Raw genomic sequence first — 13,939 nt, forward strand, 5'->3', positions numbered from 1 at the left:
CTCGCGTCATGCCGCTCGCCGCCGGAATCCACTGGTTCTCACCCACGCTGCCGCTCCACGTCTTCGATGCGCCCGAGCCCGGGCCCACCGCGCTCATCCAAGCCGGCATCCACGGCGACGAGATCGCCGGCGTACATGCACTCGCCGAGCTGCTCGAGGACGCCGTGCGGCCCACCCACGGGCGCCTGATCGTCGTGCCGGTGATGAACCCGCCGGCCTATCGCGCGCGCGAGCGCATGGCGCCCGGCGGGCTCGACCTCAACCGCTGCTTCCCGGGCGACGCCGACGCGCCCGAGCGCGAGCGTCGACTCGCCCGTCGCTTCATGGATCTCGTGCTCGACGAGGCGCCCGCGCTGGTGGTGACGCTGCACGAGAGCCACAAGCGCTACGACCCCGACGTCAGGCCCTCGTTCGGGCAGACCATCGTCTACGGCGTCGACGCCCGCCCACCCATCGTCGATCGCACGGTCGCCGCGCTCAACGACGAACTCGAGCACGAGAGCGAGCGCTGGGCCCCGCTGTTCTATCCCGTCGCGACCTCGTCGACCGAGGTCATCGTGGCCGCCACGGGATGCGTGGGCCTGTGCATCGAGACCTGGATGGGCTTTCTCGAGCGTCGGCGCATCGACATGCAGCGGCGCGTGGTCGAGCTGCTGTTGCGCGACATCGGCGTGTGTCGGGCCTGACCTGGGTGTGCCGCCTCACGCGCGGTGCTGCCGAGCGCGCGAGCGCACCCACGCGAACGACCCCGTGCAACCACTGCGCGGCGTTGGTTTGACCGCTCGGGCGCCACAGCGGTACATCGAAGGCCATGGATGCCGCCGAGGTGCTGACGCCCGCCGCCGATGAACCCACCGCTGCGCCCGCCGCTGCGCCGGCGGCCGAACAGCGGCTGCGGGCCGCAGCCGACGAGATCTTCGAGCGCACCAGCCCTTACGAGGGTATCGGATTGCGCAACCACTGCCGTCGGCTGCATCGCTTCGCCAGCGCGCTGCTGCGCCAGCGCGGGCTGCAGCTCGACGACGGCGTCGCGTACCTCGTCGCGATGGTGCACGACCTCGGCATCGTCAGCGAGCAGGACGAGGGCGTGAACTACCTCCACCGCAGCCGCGCGCTGTTCCACCGCGAGGCCGAGCGTCTGCCGCTGCCGCCGCTCGACATGAAGGTCATCGACGAGTGCCTGGTCTACAACCACCGCGTGCTCTCGGTGCCGAACCTCAGCGCCGAGGCGGAGTGCTTCCGCAACGCGGTGATGATCGAGCACAGCCGCGGGCTGGTCCGGTTCGGGCTGCCGCGCGACTACGTGCGCGAGACCTTCGACGCGCTGCCGCGCGGCAACTTCGATCGCGTGCTGATGGACTTCACGTGGCGCACGATCAAGCGCGAGCCGCTGACCATCGTGCGCGGGATCTTCTTCTAGCGGTCATCAGCGCCACTTCGGCGCCACTTCACCGGCAGATCGGCGGCTGCACGCCGCTCGGATCCACCTCGCACGCCGGCCCCCTGCCACCCGGGTCGTCGCGCGTGCAGCACGGGCGTTCGACGTCGTCGGGATCACAGACGGCGCCGCTGATCAGGCAGCACGGCGGCTCGCCTTGCCGCGGCTCGGCCTCGCAGGACGCGGTGCAGACCAGGTTGAGCCGCATGCCCTCGGCGCACTGCCCCGTGCTCAGACTATTGAGCTCGAACTGCTCGCCGTCGCATGCCTCGTGCATTGCGTAGATCTCGGGGTCGGTCTCGACCAGCTTCTCGTCGCCCTCCCGGGTGCCGTTGCCACAGAAGCTGCACTCGCTGGTGTCCCACAGGCAGTTGCGACAACTCGCATTGCCGGAGCCGAACTGCAGGCCTTGGTGCGGCGAGTGGACCTCGGTCCGACAGTCGTGTCGCAACACGGCGTCACCGTCGTCGCACTCTTCGCCCGGCCCCACTGAGCCGTCACCGCAGTACGGCGGGCACGCGTCGACGCGGAGTCGACAGGCCAGGCAAGGCACGAGCTGCAGCGTGTCACCGGGGCAGAGCACGTCGCTGTCCCCGTCGCAGGTCTCGCCGAGCGAGACATCGATCCTGCCGTCTCCACAACGCGGTGGCACGCCCTGCGTGCACGTCTCGACGTCCGCGATGATCTCGCAGCTGTCGCCGCACTTCGCGATGCCAGTGGGTAGCCCGATCAGCGCGCACGCCCCTGCGACACTCTCGAGGTCATCGGGCTCGCACTCCTCCCCCGCGGCGCGGTCGATGTAGCCGTCGCCGCAGGCGATGCGGTGCTCGAGCTCGACCAGACATCCGGCGGCGATGGCCCCCACTGCCGTCACGAGCATCCAACCGAGCGCTGCCCTACCACGGCGCACCACCCACTGACGCTAGCACCAACGTTCACGTGTTGCGCGGGCGCAGGTGCGGGACCTGGGTCCGAGCATCGCGGGGCAGTGCCGCCGCGGTGCCGCCAGGTAGCTTGCTGGCGCCCGTGCCGGCGGTGGTCGTGCGCGGCGGCTTGGTGGCGCGGAGCTTTCGAATCGGCGTGGGCGCCGGGTCGACCACCGGGGCTGGCACCGCGGGTGGGCGCACGCGGGGCTTCGACGTGCGCGGCGCAGCGGCGGGGCTCGTCGGCGTGACCACCGTCGCGGCCGAGCTCCGCGGCGGATCGCTCGGTACCGCCACCTCATGGGCCACAGGCGGCGAGACCGTCGCATCGGCCGGTGCCGCGATCGCACTCGACGTCGACGGGAGCACCGGCGCGACCGCGGCGTGGGCCGGCGGCGCAGGAGCCTCCGACGAGCCGCGCTCGGCCGGCGCGACCGCGGGCTCCGGGGCGAGCGACTCGACCTGCGCGGCCGCGGTCGTGGTCGGGTGATCGCTGGCGCCTTCGGGCGCGCGCATCATGAGGCCCGCGACCAACGCGGCCGCCAACGCGACCGCGCCGGCGAACCACCGCTGGTGGCGCTGGTTGGCGCGCAGCATCGAGGGCGGCGCGAGCTCGAGATCCAGCTCCGGCACGTCGAAGCGCGTGACCGGTAGCAACGTCGGCGACGACGTGGTTGCCGCGACCGCGGCGCGCAGCTCCGCGGCCGCCATCGAAGCCGTGGCCGGACGATCCTCCGGACGCTTCGCCAACAGCCGCCGCACCAAGGCATCGATCGGCGCGGGCACCCACGCGGGCAGGCCCGGCACCGCCGCTTCGAGGTGCTTGTGGAGCAGCTCGGGCAGCGAGGCGGCCACGAACGGCGTGTGACCGGCGAGCATCTCGAACATCACCGCACCGACGGCATAGAGGTCGGCGCGGGCGTCGATCTCGTCGCCCATCGCCTGCTCGGGCGCCATGTACCACGGCGTGCCGAACAGCGCGCCGATGCGCGTGAGACGGGGTGCATCGGACGACGAGCGCGCCCGCTTCACCAAGCCGAGGTCGAGCAGCTTCACGCGCTCGCCCGCGGGCGTGCTCACCAGCAACACGTTCTCGGGCTTCACGTCGCGGTGCACGAAGCCATGGCCGTGGATGTGCTCGAGCGCCGCCAGCAGCTGCTGCACGATGTCGAGGGTTCGACGCAGCGCGAGGCTGCCGTCGATGGCCGCGCGCAACGACTGCCCCTCGAGCAGCGGCATCACCAGGAACTTCGCGCCCCGCTCGCTGGTGCCGCAACCCAGCACGCGCACGCAGCCGGGATGATCGAGCACCGCACCGGCGTGGGCTTCGCGGTCGAAGCGCGCGACCAACTTCGCGTCGCCGGCGAGCTGCGGGTGGAGGATCTTGACCGCCACCTCGCCGTCGTCCGCGAGATCCCGTGCCCGCCACACCACGCCCATCGCACCCTCGCCGAGCACCGCGACCAGGCGGTAGCGCCGCACGAGGAGGTCACCCGTGCCATGCGTGTCGATCGGCATGGAAGGGTCGACGGTCGCGCGACCGCGCGCATTCGTGAGGCGGGGGAAAACCGAGCGGCGGATCACGCCCGTGCCATGTGCGCGCGCGTCACCGTGACCCGAGCTACTGAGCGATCACGCCTCGGGTGTGCTTGTGGCCACCATCGACGCTGCACATCCAGCCATCGCCCTTGCGCGGTGGGAACGCCGGGCAGGTCCCGACCATCGCGGCGCGCTCCGGCAACACCCCGCCCGACTCGGGGCCGTCGGAGCACGCACACCAGCCCGCGAGGCAGTGGTAGGGCTCGGTGCAAGCCTGCCCCGCATCCACCGACGCCATCACGCAGGAGCCAGGCAACCGCGGGTCGAGCTCCGAGTCGAACCACTCGCCGCCGCGGTTCTTGCAGAGTGCGGCAGCATTGCAGCCGAGGATGGCGCTCACCAGACCGAGCAGGACGCGCGACACGCCACCACTGTATCAACCGCCCGTCGAGCCCAGCGCCACTGTCGATCGCCGACCCGCAGCAGCTCGTCACGCCGCCGTCCGGGCCGCTGGGCCGTCCGCAGCCCGCCGCAGTAGCCGCGATTTGACGCGGGTTTCGCCCCCGTCGACCGGTCGACGTTGCCGGGCGTCGCAGGGCTTGGTACTCACGATCCGGCATTAATGGCCGCCGGCCGTGATACGGACGCTTCGAAGACGTCCGATGCCGGAGCGTCGCGCAGCGGCATGCGAGCGAGCACCGGGCGCGGTCGCATCCACGACCAGGGCAAGCGCGGGCTCATCCTCACGCTGGTGCTGCTGGCGATCTTTGCACCGCTGGCGAGCCTGAGCCCGTGGTCGCTGTCGGCCTGCCTCATCCTGGGCTGCGGCGTGTACGTGGCCTTCGAGTTCGCACTCGTGAAGGTGCCGGTGCACAAGCTCGAGCGCGATGTCGATCTCGGGGTCGCCGGCGCGCAGGTCGTGCTGCGGATGAAGCGGGAGATGAACGCGCTGCTCGCCGCATCGCAGTTCGGCATCACGCTCACCAGCCTCGGCCTCACGCTGGCGCTCGAGCCCGCGATCCACCACGCGCTCGAGGACTACCAGCGCGTCGCCGCGTTCTCGGCCGCGCTCGCCATGGGCATCGGCGCGATCCTCCACGTGACATTCGGCGAGCTGATCCCCAAGGGCATCGCGCTGGTGGTGCCGGTGAAGGTGCTCTACGCCACGGCGCCGTTCATGCGGCTGTTCCGCATCCTCGCGGTGCCGTTCATCAAGACGTGCAACGCGATCGCCAACGTGATCGTGCAGGGCCTGACCGGACGCAACCCCGACAATGCCGCGCACCACGAGGAGAACGTCGACATCGGGCAGGCGCTCTTCTACGCCTACTCCGCCGGCGAGCTGAAGCCGCAGCAGCTCCGGCTGATGCGCAACGTGCTGGCCTTCACCGATCGCACCGTGCGGGAGGCCATGACGCCGGCGCGCGAGGTCATCTACCTCGACCTGCGGCGCAGCTGGCAGGAGAACATGGCGATCGCCGACGAGCAGGGCTTCAGTCGCCTGCCGGTGGTCGATGGCGACCCGCACAACGTGGTCGGCTACGCCCGCCGTGCCGACCTCATGCAGGCCGAGCTCCGTGGCCAGCGGGACCTCGAGGCGCTGCTACGCCCGATCGAGCGCAGGCCCGAGACCGCCGCCCTGGGCCGCCTCAACCTGTTCCGCGGCTCGCCGATGATCGCAGTGTTCGACGAGCACGACAGCTTCACCGGCCTGCTCACGGCCGAGGACATCGTCGAGCAGATCGTCGGTGAGATCTACGACGAGACCGACGACGCGCCGGCCAAGCCGGAGCTCGAGACGCTCGCGGACGGCTCGCTGCGGGTCGCCGGCTCGATGCTGCTAGCCCCCGCCGGCGAGGCGCTCGACCTGCACTCGATCGAAGAGCACCAGGACGTCGACACCGTCGGCGGCCTCGTGCTGAAGCTGCTCGGACGTCAGCCCCGCGTCGGCGACGTGGTCGAGATCGACGGCTACCGCGTGCGCGTCGAGGAGGCCCGCGGCTTCCGCATCACGATGCTGCACTTCTCCCGGCCCGACGAGCCGCCGCCAGAGCTCGGCAGCGACGAGCGCGTCGCCGAGGCCTGAGGCGTCCGCCGCATCGCGACCGCCCCGGCCTCAGGCTGCCGGCACCGACAGCGACACCTGCAGCGTCGGCTTGACCTTGAGCGTGCCCATCATCGCCGAGTAGGGCGTGATGCCCCAGTCGGGCTGGTGAAGATCGAGCTGAGCCGTCCACACCTCGCCGACGCGACGGGCCGCAAAGGCGATCGAACGGCTGCGGCCGTGCAACTCCAGCGTGCCTTCGATGGCCACGCCACCGTCGTGCTCACGCACCGCCGTCGAGGTAAAGCGAATCTTCGGGTACTTCGACGCGTGCAGCACATCGTCGACGATCGCCTTCTCGATCTTCTTGAAGTGATCCGGACCCAGCTCGTCGCGGGCCTCTTGGCCCTTCTTCATGACGGTCACGACGCGCAGCGAGTCGGCCGCGATCTCGGCCGTGACCGTCTTCGCAGCCTCGTCGATCTGGACGTCGGCGCGCGTGACCTCGAGCTTCAGGTCGTGCGCGAGCGCAGAGAGCATGCCCTCCTTGAAGGTGTACAGAAAGATGTGGGCCCGGGTCGCGTCGTACGTCGTCATGGTGGTGCGCGGCCACGGTGGTGCCGTGGCTTCGTGGGTCCATCCTAGCGCCCAGGCGTTACGCCCCACCAGCGCGGGGCATCCCCATGCAGTAACATCCGCGCCGGAGACCTCCGATGTCCGAGCTCGACCCCGACCAGCGCGTGCAGCTCGAAGCCGCCGCGTTCCGAAGCCTCATCACGCACCTGCAGGGGCGCACCGACGTGCAGAACATCGACCTCATGAACCTCGCGGGCTTCTGTCGCAACTGCCTCAGCAAGTGGTACGCCACCGCGGCGCAGGAGCGTGGCATCGAGCTCGAACTCGACGCCGCCAAGCAGGTCGTCTACGGCATGCCCTACGCCGAGTGGAAGGCGAAGCACCAGAAGTGAGCAGCGGACGGCACGCACGCGTCTCGCTGGAGATCGCGACGCCGGGTCGGGGCATGCAGGACCTCACCGATCGCGTGAACGCGGCGGTCGCGGGCAGCGGCGTGCGCGAGGGGTTGTGCTGCGTGTTCGTGCACCACACCAGTGCGTCGTTGATCTTGTGCGAGAACGCGGATCCGCAGGTCCGTGGTGATCTCGAGGCGTTCGCCGCACGCCTGGTCCCCGACGGCGATCCCTTGTTCCGCCACGTCGACGAAGGCGACGACGACATGCCCGCCCACGTGCGCACGGTGTTGACCCACGCCTCGCTCACGATCCCGGTGGTCGACGGCCGCTGCGATCTGGGCACCTGGCAGGGCGTGTACCTGTGGGAGCACCGCACCGCCGCGCATCGGCGCCGCATCACCATCTCCGTGATGGGAGCCTGACGATGGCACTCGACGAAGGCGAGATGCTGGTGCGCGAGCTCTCGCGGACCATGACCCGCACAATCTCGACGTGGTCACTCGTCGAGCCCGGCGATCGCATCATGGTGGCGCTCTCGGGCGGGAAGGACAGCTACACGCTGTTCGACCTGCTGTGGCGTGCACACGCCCGTGCGCCGTTCGACTTCGAGCTGGTCGGCGTCCACCTCGATCAGGGGCAACCGGGCTACGACGGCGCGCCGTTGGTCGGCTGGTTGGAGCGCTTCGGCAAGCCGTTCGAGATCGTGCACCGCGACACCTACTCGAAGGTCATCGAGGTCGTGCCCGCCGGCAAGACCTACTGCGCCGCGTGTTCCCGCATGCGTCGCGGGATCCTCTACGACGTGGCCGAGCGCCTCGGCTGCAACAAGATTGCGCTCGGCCACCACCGCGACGACGCGCTCGAGACCACCCTGCTGAACCTCTTCTACGCAGGTCGTCTGCAGGCGATGCCGGCGATCTACACCACCGACGACGGCCGCTTCCGGGTCATCCGCCCGCTCATCGAGTGCGCCGAGCGGGACATCGCAGACCATGCGGTGCGCGTCGGCTACCCCATCCTGCCGTGCAACCTGTGCGGATCGCAGGACGGCCTGCGTCGCGACCGCATGACCGCACTGCTCGACGAGCTCGAACGCGACAACCCCCACGTGCGGTCCGTGATGCTGAACGCGCTGCGCAACGTGCAGCCGAGCCACCTGCTCGACCCCGCCGTGCGTCGGGTCGAGGTGCCCGCGAAGGCACCGCGGGGTCTGCCCCTGCACCGCGCCGCCGACGACGACGCCTAGCCGGTCGGCGCCAGGCCAGCCCATGCGGGCGATGCATACTCATGCATCCTCGATGCTCTCATGCGCAAATCTTGGCTGCCCAAGGCCGTTTCGCTTGCTTTGACCTGCATGCATGCGGCATATCCATGCGACGTCCATGGGCATCCGCGACTTCGAAGGCCAGACCCTCGGCTTGTGCGTCTCCGGCGGGCTCGACAGCCGCACCGTCACGCGTCGCCTGCTCGATGCGGGTTGCCAGGTGGTGTGTTTCACCGCCGATCTCGGCCAGCCCGACGAGCAGGACATCACCGACGTCCAGCGGCGCATGGAAGCGGTCGGCGCAGAGTCGGTCATCGTCGACCTCAAGCCGCAGATGGCCGAGGCCTGCTTCGCCACCATCAAGGCGCTGGCGCAGTACGACGGTGGCTACTGGAACACCACCGGCATTGCGCGGGCAGTGACGGTGCACGGCCTGCTGGGCCCCATGCAGGCGCGCGGCTGCGGCGTGCTGGTCCACGGCGCCACCGGTCGCGGCAACGACCAGATCCGCTTCGAGCGCTACACCAACGTGCTCGCGCCCCAGATGAAGGTCTACGCGCCGTGGCGCGACCCCGCCATGCTCGCGCAGTTCCCCGGGCGGACGCAGATGGTCGCGTATCTGCAGCAGCTCGGCCTCGAGGCCAACCTGGTGCGCAAGCGCTACTCGACCGACGCCAACCTCGCAGGCCTCAGCCACGAGGCCGAGGACCTCGAGGACATCGAGACCTCGTGCCTGATCGTGGAGCCGATCATGTGCGTCTGGCCGCAGCGGGCCCCCGACCACGTCGAGACGGTGACGTTGAGCTTCGAGCGCGGCCGTTGCGTCGCCATCGACGGCGGCTTCGCAACGGCGCTCGAGATCATGCAGCAGGCGAACGCAATCGGCGGTCGCAACGGGGTCGGGCTCGCCAACGCGCTGGAGAACCGCATCATCGGCACCAAGAGCCGTGGCGTGTACGAGGCGCCCGGCATGGAGCTGCTGGCATGCGGCCTACGGGCGATCTACCAGGCGGTGCTCGACCGTCGTGCGACCGCGCTGTTCGGACAGATGTCGCGGCTGGTCGCGGATGCGACCTACGACGGGCGGCTGTTCGATCCCTCGGCACGAGCCGCGCTCGCGTGCATCGACGTGCTCGCCGAGCCCGCCACCGGTGTGGTCGAGCTCGGGCTCTACAAGGGCAACGTGTTCGTCCAGCGGGTTCGCGAGGTCGCGGCATCGCTGTACAACCCCGCCGATGCGTCGATGGAGGCCAGCGACGGGCTCGATCCACGCAGCAGCCAGGGCTTCGTGGAGATCCAGCGCGCCGAGGCGGTCGCGCTGGCGCGCGCCGGGCAGATCCGGCCGCCCGAGCGCTTCTGACGGAACGCCAAGGTCCGGGCGCACTACCGGCCGACGGCCGCCGTGGCGCGCACCGGCGACGCGCACGCGAAGCTGCCGAAGCCGGTGCCGACCACCGAGCAACGACCGTCGCCGCCGCAGCTCGAGCCCTCGGGATAGGGCGCGCCGGCGTCGGTCATCAGCGCGACGCAGTCGTCATCGTTCGAGCACTCGCCCGAGCACGCGGTGCCGAAGCAGAGGTTGTCGTACTGGTTGAAGTCCCAGCAGACCCCGCTGATGCACTCGCCGTCGCCGCTGCACTCGTCGCCGATCTCGAGCGTGCCGCTGCCACCGCTGCTCGACTCGCCGCCGCTCGAGCTCCCGCCCGAGCTGCTGCCCGACGAGCCGACGCCCGACGAGCCGCCGGCGGTGGTGTCGCTGCCCGACGAGGCATCACCACCGGTCGACGCGTCGGTGGTCGCCGTGCCGGTCGTGTCGCCGGCGCTCGCGGTCGCGGTCGCGGGGCCGGTGGAGTCCCCGGCGGTGGTACCGAACGTGGTCGACTGCGTGGTCCCGGTGATGTCCGAGGTCATGCCGGAGCTGCCACCGGTGCTGCCGCCGGAGGTCTCGTCGGCGGGGACGCCATCGTCGCTGCATGCCAGTGGCAGCAGCGACGCGCACAGACCGAACACACGCAGGGTCGAAGTCATCCCGGCATGATGCACGAGCGACACGCCGGCGGGCAACCGCGACACGCCGGCGCGCCGCGGTGGCGAAGGCGCGTCAGATGCTCCGTCAGGGGCTACGCAGGGTGCTGACGCTCGCGCCGCGGATCGCGAGCACCTCGGTGGGTCCGCCGTAGTGGGCGGCGAGCCCAACATCGATTCGCCACACGCGCTCGTTGCAGCCCGCGTTGATGCCCTGCTTCTGCACCGTGTGACCCACCACCAAGCGCGCCACGCCGAGGCCCTGTAGCGCACGGCCGAGTCGCTCGCAGGTACCAGGCGCCTCGGCCAGCGAGAACTCGCGGGTCCACAGCGGGGCCTCGGGATCCATGATCGCCGCGACCGTCGCAGACGGGTCGGCGAGCTCGCCTCGCAACAACGCGCGCACGTCCTGGTCGAGTCGACCGAGCGCAGGCACGTGCTCGGGCAGGATGCCGCCGTGCACGAACGCCGTGTCGCCGACGATTGCGACGATGTGGCGTTGCGCCAGCCGTCGCGCCCACGGACCGCCGGGGGCGAACGCGGCCGCTCGTCCGCGGAGCTCCGGTGCGGCGTCGGCCCGCGCCACAGCGCCAGCGACTTCGCCGTCGAAGTCGTGGGCGCCGCCCTCGGTGACATAGCGGAAGTCACCGAGCGCGTTCATGATCTCGTGGTTCCCATTGAGGACGATCATCGCGCCGCCAGCCCGCGCAGCTTCGTCTTCGAGCCTCGCGAGCAGCTCGAGGATCTCGCGCTCGTGGTCACCGCGATCGAGCTGGTCGCCGGTTTGGACCACCACGGTGGTGCCACCGCTCCAGTGATCGGCGGCATCGAGCACGCCGGCCAACCGGAGCGCCCTTCGTGTGGCGTCGACATCGCCGTGGAGATCGCCGATGGCCACGATGCGATCGGCCGCCGCTCGTCGCACCTCGGCGAGCGCGTCGCTGGACGAATCGCGCGCGCCCACGCCTGCAGCCTCGCCCGCCGCCGCGGGTGTGCCCGAGCGCTCACCAGGTCCCGAGCCTTGCGCGGGGCTCGCGGAGTTCGCCCCCGCGCGCACGGCCGCGCCGCTCGCCGCATCGCCCTGTGGCCCCGCCGATGATCGGCTGCACGCAGCCGTACACAGCCACACCAGCACCGTCGCTCGAATTCCGCGCCACACACGCACGTCCATCATCCTACCTGCACTTCGCGCGCAGCGGATCACGCTTCGATCTGGCGGCCCATACCGATATCCTCGTGGACTGCGAATGTCCGCCGTTGCGATTCCACCTGGCGCGATCGGGCGCGTACTCCTCGTCGACGACGAGGTCGCGATCCGCCGGGTCATGGACCGGCTCCTGACGGCCGAGGGGTTCGCGGTCCTGCACGCCGACAGCGGCGAGCAGGCGCTCGAGCTGGTGTGGCAGACCCAGGTCGACACCATCGTGCTCGACATGCGGATGCCAGGGATGTCCGGCCTCGAGGTCTGCCGCCGACTACGTGCGGACGCTCGCACGGAACACACGCCGGTGGTGTTCGTGACCGGCATGTCCGACCGGGAGTTCCGCCGCGAGGCGCTGCAGGCCGGCGCGACCGACTTCCTCGGCAAGCCATTCGACGAGGTCGAGCTGCTGGCACGCCTGCGCAACGCCGTCCGCATCAAGCTCTACTACGACGGGCTCGCGCGCGAGCGCACCGACCTGCGCGGCGCGGTCGAGCGGCAGCTGGTGGAGCTCGACGCCGCGAGCTCGCGGCTCGAGCGACTCCAGCAGGAGCTCGCAGTCGCACGACACGAGACCATCGAGCGTCTCGCCCGCGCCGCCGAGTACCGCGACGACGAGACCGCGGCGCACCTGCATCGCATGAGTCACTACTGCCATCTGCTCGGTCGCAAGGCCGGCCTCGAGGACTACACCTGCGAGATGCTGCGGATCGCGAGTCCGATGCACGACGTCGGCAAGATCGGCATCCCCGATCACATCCTCCTCAAGCCCGGCCGCTTGAGCGCCGACGAGTACCAGATCATGAAGCAGCATGCGGAGATCGGCTTCCGCATCATCTCGGGCTCGAACTCCGAGCTGGTCACCTTCGCGGCAACCATCGCGCACACCCACCACGAGCAGTGGGCGGGCACCGGCTATCCCCAGGGGCTGCGCGGCGAGGAGATCCCCATCGAGGGTCGCATCGCCGCGGTCGCCGACGTCTTCGATGCGTTGACCAGCGCCCGTCCCTACAAGAAGGCGTGGCCGATCTCCGAGGCCGTCGCCCACCTCGAGGCGGGTGCCGGCGCGCACTTCGATCCCGAACTGACGCGGCTGTTCGTGGGTGCGATGGACGAAGTGCTCGCGATCCGCGAGCGCTTCTCCGACGAACCCACCCGCGCGTCCTAGTGTGTTGGGTCCGCGGTGTCTCAGTACGGCTGCTGGCCGTCGTCGTCGTCGTCGCCACCCGACGACGTCCGATCGCGAGCTTGTTCGCGCTCGAGATCCTCGAGCGCCTCCACGGTGTAGCGCGTGGTCGGCTCGCTGCGCAGGCGTGCGAATGGGATCGGCTCGCCGGTCTCCTCGCAGATGCCATAGTCGCCCTCGCGCATGCGCATGAGTGCGGCGTCGATCTCCGCCAACCGGCAGCGCTCGTGATGACCCTGCCGCAGCTCCCGTTCGATGCGGGCGTCCTCGGCCGCACGGTCCTGCACGTCACCGGTGTCGTTGGCGTGCTCGGGGCGGCCGACGCGTTCGCGGATGAGGTCGCGCTCCTGCTCGAGCTGCTCGCGGAGCAGCGCGAGCTGGCTGGCGTCGAGGTGTTCCACGGTGAGGGCACGCTACCACGGGCGCGACGCAGCGGCCGCGATTGCCGACACGGCGGAGTCGCGGGCAGCATCGCCGGCATGCTCGATGCGGAGGTTCACGCACTCGTCACCGAGGCGGCACGGGAGCCGGGGCCAGTGCTCGTGCTGACCGGCGCCGGGGTCTCCGCCGAGAGCGGCATCCCGACCTTCCGCGGCGCGGAGGGCTACTGGACCGTCGGCTCGCGCAACTACCACCCGCAAGAGCTCGCGACCGCAGCGGCGTTCGCCGCGATGCCCCGCGACGTCTGGCGCTGGTACCTGCACCGGCTCGCGATCTGCCGCCGCGCAGAACCCAACGCCGCCCACGTCGCCCTCGCGACGCTCGAGCGCCGCGTCGGCGACCGCTTCGTGCTGGTGACGCAGAACGTCGATGGCCTGCACCTGCGAGCGGGCAACTCGCCGGCCAGGACACTGCAGATCCACGGCAACATCGAGTTCATGCGCTGCGCACGGGGCTGCAGCACCGCGCTGACGCCGATCCCCGACGACGTGGTGCCGGCATCGATCGACGCGCCGCTGTCCGACGACGCATGGGCGCAGCTGAGCTGTCGCCGCTGCGGCGCACCGGCGCGGCCCCACGTACTGTGGTTCGACGAGTTCTACGACGAGGCGCTCATGCGGGCGCAGAGCGCGATCGGACACGCCCGCGACGCATCGCTGCTCGTCGTCGTCGGCACCGCTGGCGCCACCAACCTGCCGCTGCAGATCGCCAACGTCGTCGCGCGCCTGGGCCGCCCGATCGTCGACGTCAACGTCGACATCGACCCCTTCGCCGACCTCGCGCGCCGTAGCGGCGGTGCACACCTCCGCCTGCGTGCCAGCGAGGCCGTGCCACTGCTCGCGGATGCGGTGGCGACGGCGTTCGAGCAGGTCTAGAGCGTCCGCCCGCCCGGGCGCTCTGGTACTGT

At 70.5% G+C, this 13,939-nt stretch carries 16 protein-coding genes; 9 read left to right on the forward strand and 7 right to left on the reverse strand.

Features of this window, described 5'->3' with window-relative positions; translation table 11 throughout:
• Positions 1–8: 8 nt before the first annotated feature.
• Complete coding sequence (locus IPH07_26660; protein ID MBK6921006.1) at positions 9–686, forward strand: succinylglutamate desuccinylase/aspartoacylase family protein; 678 nt, start codon at positions 9–11, stop codon at positions 684–686.
• A gap of 125 nt (positions 687–811) precedes the next feature.
• The gene (locus IPH07_26665) at positions 812–1,420 is read left to right on the forward strand and encodes a hypothetical protein (GenBank protein ID MBK6921007.1); all 609 of its coding nucleotides are present in this window, start codon (positions 812–814) and stop codon (positions 1,418–1,420) included.
• A 28-nt stretch (positions 1,421–1,448) separates the two neighbouring features.
• Here IPH07_26665 and IPH07_26670 read toward each other — a convergent pair whose 3' ends face one another.
• The 3 genes from IPH07_26670 to IPH07_26680 form a co-directional block, all read right to left on the reverse strand.
• Entirely contained in the window at positions 1,449–2,318 is an 870-nt protein-coding gene (locus IPH07_26670; protein MBK6921008.1) for a hypothetical protein, read from the reverse strand.
• Between the two features lie 55 nt (positions 2,319–2,373).
• Complete coding sequence (locus IPH07_26675) at positions 2,374–3,879, reverse strand: protein kinase (GenBank protein ID MBK6921009.1); 1,506 nt, start codon at positions 3,877–3,879, stop codon at positions 2,374–2,376.
• 103 nt (positions 3,880–3,982) lie between these two features.
• The gene (locus IPH07_26680; protein MBK6921010.1) at positions 3,983–4,324 is read right to left on the reverse strand and encodes a hypothetical protein; all 342 of its coding nucleotides are present in this window, start codon (positions 4,322–4,324) and stop codon (positions 3,983–3,985) included.
• A gap of 261 nt (positions 4,325–4,585) precedes the next feature.
• Between IPH07_26680 and IPH07_26685 the strand changes: the two genes are divergently transcribed.
• The gene (locus tag IPH07_26685) at positions 4,586–5,986 is read left to right on the forward strand and encodes an HlyC/CorC family transporter (protein MBK6921011.1); all 1,401 of its coding nucleotides are present in this window, start codon (positions 4,586–4,588) and stop codon (positions 5,984–5,986) included.
• Positions 5,987–6,016: 30 nt separating this feature from the next.
• Here the strand turns inward: IPH07_26685 and IPH07_26690 are convergent, their stop codons facing one another.
• On the reverse strand, positions 6,017–6,541 hold the full coding sequence (locus tag IPH07_26690; GenBank protein ID MBK6921012.1) for a YceI family protein: 525 nt from the start codon (positions 6,539–6,541) through the stop codon (positions 6,017–6,019).
• A gap of 116 nt (positions 6,542–6,657) precedes the next feature.
• Between IPH07_26690 and IPH07_26695 the strand changes: the two genes are divergently transcribed.
• The 4 genes from IPH07_26695 to argG all read left to right on the forward strand — a co-directional run bounded on the left by IPH07_26695 (position 6,658) and on the right by argG (position 9,539).
• Positions 6,658–6,912: a DUF1244 domain-containing protein gene (locus IPH07_26695; protein ID MBK6921013.1), complete on the forward strand. Its 255-nt coding sequence runs from the start codon at positions 6,658–6,660 to the stop codon at positions 6,910–6,912.
• Between the two features lie 53 nt (positions 6,913–6,965).
• Positions 6,966–7,337 carry a YjbQ family protein gene (locus IPH07_26700; GenBank protein ID MBK6921014.1) on the forward strand — a complete coding sequence of 124 codons (372 nt, stop codon included), beginning with the start codon at positions 6,966–6,968 and terminating at the stop codon, positions 7,335–7,337.
• Between the two features lie 2 nt (positions 7,338–7,339).
• Positions 7,340–8,161: a tRNA 2-thiocytidine(32) synthetase TtcA gene (ttcA, locus tag IPH07_26705; GenBank protein ID MBK6921015.1), complete on the forward strand. Its 822-nt coding sequence runs from the start codon at positions 7,340–7,342 to the stop codon at positions 8,159–8,161.
• A 136-nt stretch (positions 8,162–8,297) separates the two neighbouring features.
• The gene (gene argG, locus IPH07_26710; protein ID MBK6921016.1) at positions 8,298–9,539 is read left to right on the forward strand and encodes an argininosuccinate synthase; all 1,242 of its coding nucleotides are present in this window, start codon (positions 8,298–8,300) and stop codon (positions 9,537–9,539) included.
• A gap of 23 nt (positions 9,540–9,562) precedes the next feature.
• Here the strand turns inward: argG and IPH07_26715 are convergent, their stop codons facing one another.
• Together IPH07_26715 and IPH07_26720 are read right to left on the reverse strand one after the other, a co-directional pair.
• Positions 9,563–10,207: a hypothetical protein gene (locus IPH07_26715; GenBank protein MBK6921017.1), complete on the reverse strand. Its 645-nt coding sequence runs from the start codon at positions 10,205–10,207 to the stop codon at positions 9,563–9,565.
• A gap of 85 nt (positions 10,208–10,292) precedes the next feature.
• The gene (locus IPH07_26720) at positions 10,293–11,168 is read right to left on the reverse strand and encodes a metallophosphoesterase (protein MBK6921018.1); all 876 of its coding nucleotides are present in this window, start codon (positions 11,166–11,168) and stop codon (positions 10,293–10,295) included.
• Positions 11,169–11,451: 283 nt separating this feature from the next.
• Between IPH07_26720 and IPH07_26725 the strand changes: the two genes are divergently transcribed.
• Positions 11,452–12,573: a response regulator gene (locus IPH07_26725; protein ID MBK6921019.1), complete on the forward strand. Its 1,122-nt coding sequence runs from the start codon at positions 11,452–11,454 to the stop codon at positions 12,571–12,573.
• A gap of 20 nt (positions 12,574–12,593) precedes the next feature.
• Here the strand turns inward: IPH07_26725 and IPH07_26730 are convergent, their stop codons facing one another.
• Complete coding sequence (locus IPH07_26730; protein ID MBK6921020.1) at positions 12,594–12,992, reverse strand: TraR/DksA family transcriptional regulator; 399 nt, start codon at positions 12,990–12,992, stop codon at positions 12,594–12,596.
• A gap of 78 nt (positions 12,993–13,070) precedes the next feature.
• Here IPH07_26730 and IPH07_26735 point away from each other — a divergent pair, with 78 nt between their 5' ends.
• Positions 13,071–13,907 (forward strand): RNA polymerase subunit sigma, encoded by an 837-nt coding sequence (locus IPH07_26735; protein MBK6921021.1) that lies wholly within the window; start codon positions 13,071–13,073, stop codon positions 13,905–13,907.
• The last annotated feature ends 32 nt before the right edge of the window (positions 13,908–13,939 follow it).

It is taken from the genome of Deltaproteobacteria bacterium, from assembly GCA_016709225.1.
GTDB lineage: Bacteria > Myxococcota_A > Polyangia > Nannocystales > Nannocystaceae > Xiheibacterium > Xiheibacterium phototrophicum.

Bases quoted from the DNA above. Each gene is read 5' to 3' on its own strand.
- IPH07_26665 (MBK6921007.1), top strand. From the start codon at position 812: ATGGATGCCGCCGAGGTGCTGACGCCCGCCGCCGATGAACCCACCGCT.
- IPH07_26660 (MBK6921006.1), top strand. From the start codon at position 9: ATGCCGCTCGCCGCCGGAATCCACTGGTTCTCACCCACGCTGCCGCTC.
- IPH07_26670 (MBK6921008.1), bottom strand. From the start codon at position 2,318: ATGCTCGTGACGGCAGTGGGGGCCATCGCCGCCGGATGTCTGGTCGAG.
- ttcA (MBK6921015.1), top strand. From the start codon at position 7,340: ATGGCACTCGACGAAGGCGAGATGCTGGTGCGCGAGCTCTCGCGGACC.
- IPH07_26715 (MBK6921017.1), bottom strand. From the start codon at position 10,207: ATGACTTCGACCCTGCGTGTGTTCGGTCTGTGCGCGTCGCTGCTGCCA.
- IPH07_26695 (MBK6921013.1), top strand. From the start codon at position 6,658: ATGTCCGAGCTCGACCCCGACCAGCGCGTGCAGCTCGAAGCCGCCGCG.
- IPH07_26675 (MBK6921009.1), bottom strand. From the start codon at position 3,879: ATGCCGATCGACACGCATGGCACGGGTGACCTCCTCGTGCGGCGCTAC.
- IPH07_26700 (MBK6921014.1), top strand. From the start codon at position 6,966: ATGCAGGACCTCACCGATCGCGTGAACGCGGCGGTCGCGGGCAGCGGC.
- IPH07_26735 (MBK6921021.1), top strand. From the start codon at position 13,071: ATGCTCGATGCGGAGGTTCACGCACTCGTCACCGAGGCGGCACGGGAG.
- IPH07_26690 (MBK6921012.1), bottom strand. From the start codon at position 6,541: ATGACGACGTACGACGCGACCCGGGCCCACATCTTTCTGTACACCTTC.
- IPH07_26725 (MBK6921019.1), top strand. From the start codon at position 11,452: ATGTCCGCCGTTGCGATTCCACCTGGCGCGATCGGGCGCGTACTCCTC.
- IPH07_26685 (MBK6921011.1), top strand. From the start codon at position 4,586: ATGCGAGCGAGCACCGGGCGCGGTCGCATCCACGACCAGGGCAAGCGC.
- argG (MBK6921016.1), top strand. From the start codon at position 8,298: ATGGGCATCCGCGACTTCGAAGGCCAGACCCTCGGCTTGTGCGTCTCC.